General features: G+C 49.3%; 3 protein-coding genes. All 3 read right to left on the bottom strand.

Features of this window, described 5'->3' with window-relative positions; translation table 11 throughout:
* Window positions 1–442: 442 nt before the first annotated feature.
* From nifS to COV46_05020, 3 genes are read right to left on the bottom strand one after another with little or no spacing between them, the layout of a single operon-like run.
* Window positions 443–1,621 carry a cysteine desulfurase NifS gene (gene nifS / locus COV46_05030; protein ID PIR17252.1) on the bottom strand — a complete coding sequence of 393 codons (1,179 nt, stop codon included), beginning with the start codon at window positions 1,619–1,621 and terminating at the stop codon, window positions 443–445.
* Complete coding sequence (nifU, locus tag COV46_05025) at window positions 1,618–2,478, bottom strand: Fe-S cluster assembly protein NifU (GenBank protein PIR17251.1); 861 nt, start codon at window positions 2,476–2,478, stop codon at window positions 1,618–1,620. The genes nifS and nifU overlap by 4 nt, the downstream gene beginning before the upstream one ends.
* A gap of 25 nt (window positions 2,479–2,503) precedes the next feature.
* Complete coding sequence (locus COV46_05020) at window positions 2,504–2,980, bottom strand: hypothetical protein (GenBank protein PIR17250.1); 477 nt, start codon at window positions 2,978–2,980, stop codon at window positions 2,504–2,506.
* Window positions 2,981–2,984 lie beyond the last annotated feature (4 nt).

Below are 2,984 nucleotides of genomic sequence, written 5' to 3'. Positions count from 1 at the left end.
CGCATGCGCACCAGCCCGTAAGGAGCTGGTGTGCGCGTGGGTGGGTAACTGCTTCTTGAGTACGACGCAAAAAGTTACCCACAGGTGGCGCGCACCGGCTCTCCCTTCGGGGGCCGGCGCGCCACCTGATGGATAACTTTTTACTAACAATGTATTCATCATTTTTTACTTACCCAAGAATGTTATGGGCACCTCTATAAACCCATTGTTATGTCATTGCGAGGAGCGTCCAGCGACGAAGCAATCTCCATAAATCAAGTTTTTATGGGGGATTGCCGCGCCCCTTCGGGGCTCGCAATGACAGAGTGAGTAGTTTATAGAGGTGCCCTTATGAGCCTTTCAGCATAAATGCCCTCAAATAATCCACTCACTTTGGAGAAGAGCCACTCTTAGTGAAGATGTCATTAGAGATAAGCGGATGACCGGCTGTCCGTGAAGCCGCTTATCTCTGGGGTCGCGGAGTGGACTTCACAAAAGGGGATATCTCTCTCAGCTGTTTGACTATATCCGGCATCTTTTCGATCACAAGATCTATCTCTGTGTCAGTGGTGTAGCGCGACAACGAAAATCTTATCGACCCGTGCGCGCGGGCGAACGGTATCTTCATCGCCCTTAGAACATGCGAAGGTTCCAAAGAACCCGATGTGCATGCCGAGCCGCTTGAAGCGCATATGCCGTGTTCGTTCATGAGCAGGAGTATCGCTTCTCCTTCTATATATTCAAAACCTATGTTCGTTGTATTGGGGAGCCTGTGTTCCTTTTCACCGTGAACCCTGGCATTTGGTATCAATGAGACCATGGCATTTTCCAGTCTGTCGCGAAGCGTTTTCACACGCGTATTCTCCTCGTTCATATACTGAAGGGCAAGCTCCGCCGCTCTTCCCATGCCCACAACAGAAGGTACATTCTCGGTTCCGCCCCTTTTCCCGCGTTCCTGATGCCCGCCTATCACGAACGGATGGAACTTTGTCCCTCTTTTAATGTAGAGAAGACCCATTCCCTTGGGGGCGTGCAGTTTATGCCCGGATACTGAAAGGAAGTTTATGGCCGAGTTTTCCACGTTCATCGGGATCTTTCCGACAGCCTGGACCGCGTCGGTATGGAAGGGGATGTTCGAGGCCGCACAGATATCGGCTATCTCTTCAACTGGAAAGATCACCCCCGTTTCATTATTTGCCCACATTATAGACACGATAGCGGTGTCGGGTCTTATTGCTTTTTCTATCTCTTTGGGGTCTATCCTTCCGGACTCATCAACACCGACCTCTGTTATGTCATAACCCCGTTTTTTAAGGTCGTGACACAAGGACCTCACCGCCGGATGTTCGACGGCAGAGGTGATAATATGTTTCTTTTCGGGATAAGAGAGCAGGGTCCCCATAATAGCCGCATTGTCACTTTCGGTTCCGCCGCTTGTAAAGACGATATCGGAGGCGCGTTTGGCACCTATAAGGGCCGCACATTTATCGCGCGCCTTATTAATGCTTGACGCGACCTCTCCGCCAAAGCTGTGCATGCTGGAGGGGTTCCCATACCTTTCGGTGAAGAACGGCAGCATATCTTTCAACACTTCGTTATCGACCACCGTTGTGGCATTGTTGTCCAGATAAATGGTCTTCATATGTTATGCATCTCCTGAACTTTTAATTTCGGCGAGACCTCTTCGTTAAGTTTCTTTTCCACAAAGTCCTTCATTGTAGATGCCGCGCCTATGCAACCGGAGCAGTGTCCCAAAAGTTTCAGGAAGACGATGTTGTTGTCAAGGTCGACCAATTCCAGGTCTCCGCCGTCCTTCTGGAGAGTAGGCCTTATTTTCTTATCAAGGAATTCCGTTAACCTGTTTATCTTCTGGATGTTGGTCAGTGAGTCGAAGGGAGTGGGGGTGTCTTTCTTTTTTGCTTCCGTATCGGCCTCAAGGAAGACCTCTTTTATAACCTTCGCTATTTCATCCTTGCACTTTCCGCATCCGCCGCCGGCCTTGGTGTAGTTGGTCACTTCTTCAATGGTAGTTAGATGATTTATCTTAACGGCATCCTTTATCTCTTTCTCGGTCACTCCAAAACATTCGCAGACCACTTTTCCCTCAAGCATCTTATGTTGTTCGGGCTTTATACCTTTATAGAAGTCGATCGCCGCCTGCAGCGCCTCACGTCCCATAACAGAGCAATGCATCTTTGCCTCGGGGAGTCCGCCCAGATATTCGGCGATGTTCTTGTTGGTGACCTTCGCCGCTTCCTCTAAGGTCATTCCCTTAATGAGCTCGGTCAAAGCCGAACTTGAGGCAATGGCCGACGCGCATCCGAACGTCTTAAACCTCACATCGTTTATCTTCTTATTTTCATCCAGCTTGAAAGTAAGCCTCAGTGCGTCGCCGCATGCCATTGAACCGACCTCTCCGACGCCGTCGGGGTTTTCCACCTCGCCTACGTTCCTTGGATGAAGGAAATGATCCTTAACCTTGTCTGTATATTCCCACATATAGATCTCCTTGCCGCGCGGGCATTTATAGCAAGGTCTTCAGAAGAGGGGGGACATGATGGCGCGTCCTTGAATCAACGCACCTCTCACATGAGCTCTCTTCCGTCATATTATTACAAACCTTGCAGTTTTCGACTAGTTTTATCACCTCTTCAAGCTCTTTAATGAGGCGATTATATTTTTTGACAGTTTCCTTCAGCTCTTCGGCCTTAAGGTTCAGATATTTAAGCATATTGGGGGCAGTTTCCGAACCCGTTGTCCCGTGCTGTCTTAGATGGATGAGCCTACTGATCTCTTCAAGAGGCATTCCAATATCCTTGAAGACGAGGACCATTTTAAGCTTCTCGGCCTGGGCCTCACTAAAGACACGATATCCGTTCTGGGACCTTTCGGCGGTGATAAGCCCGAGCTCTTCATAGTACCTCACAGTCCTCTGCGAGATACCGAGCTTCCTGGCCATTTCTCCAACCTGGTATGTCTTTGTCTCTATACCGGGTAGCATAATA

It is taken from the genome of Deltaproteobacteria bacterium CG11_big_fil_rev_8_21_14_0_20_49_13, from assembly GCA_002796305.1.
Taxonomy (GTDB): Bacteria; UBA10199; UBA10199.
This window is presented reverse-complemented; position numbering and strand designations above follow the sequence as displayed.

Excerpts from the sequence above, each read along its gene's own strand:
- nifS (PIR17252.1), bottom strand. The coding sequence starts at position 1,621 with ATGAAGACCATTTATCTGGACAACAATGCCACAACGGTGGTCGATAAC.
- nifU (PIR17251.1), bottom strand. The coding sequence starts at position 2,478 with ATGTGGGAATATACAGACAAGGTTAAGGATCATTTCCTTCATCCAAGG.
- COV46_05020 (PIR17250.1), bottom strand. The coding sequence starts at position 2,980 with ATGCTACCCGGTATAGAGACAAAGACATACCAGGTTGGAGAAATGGCC.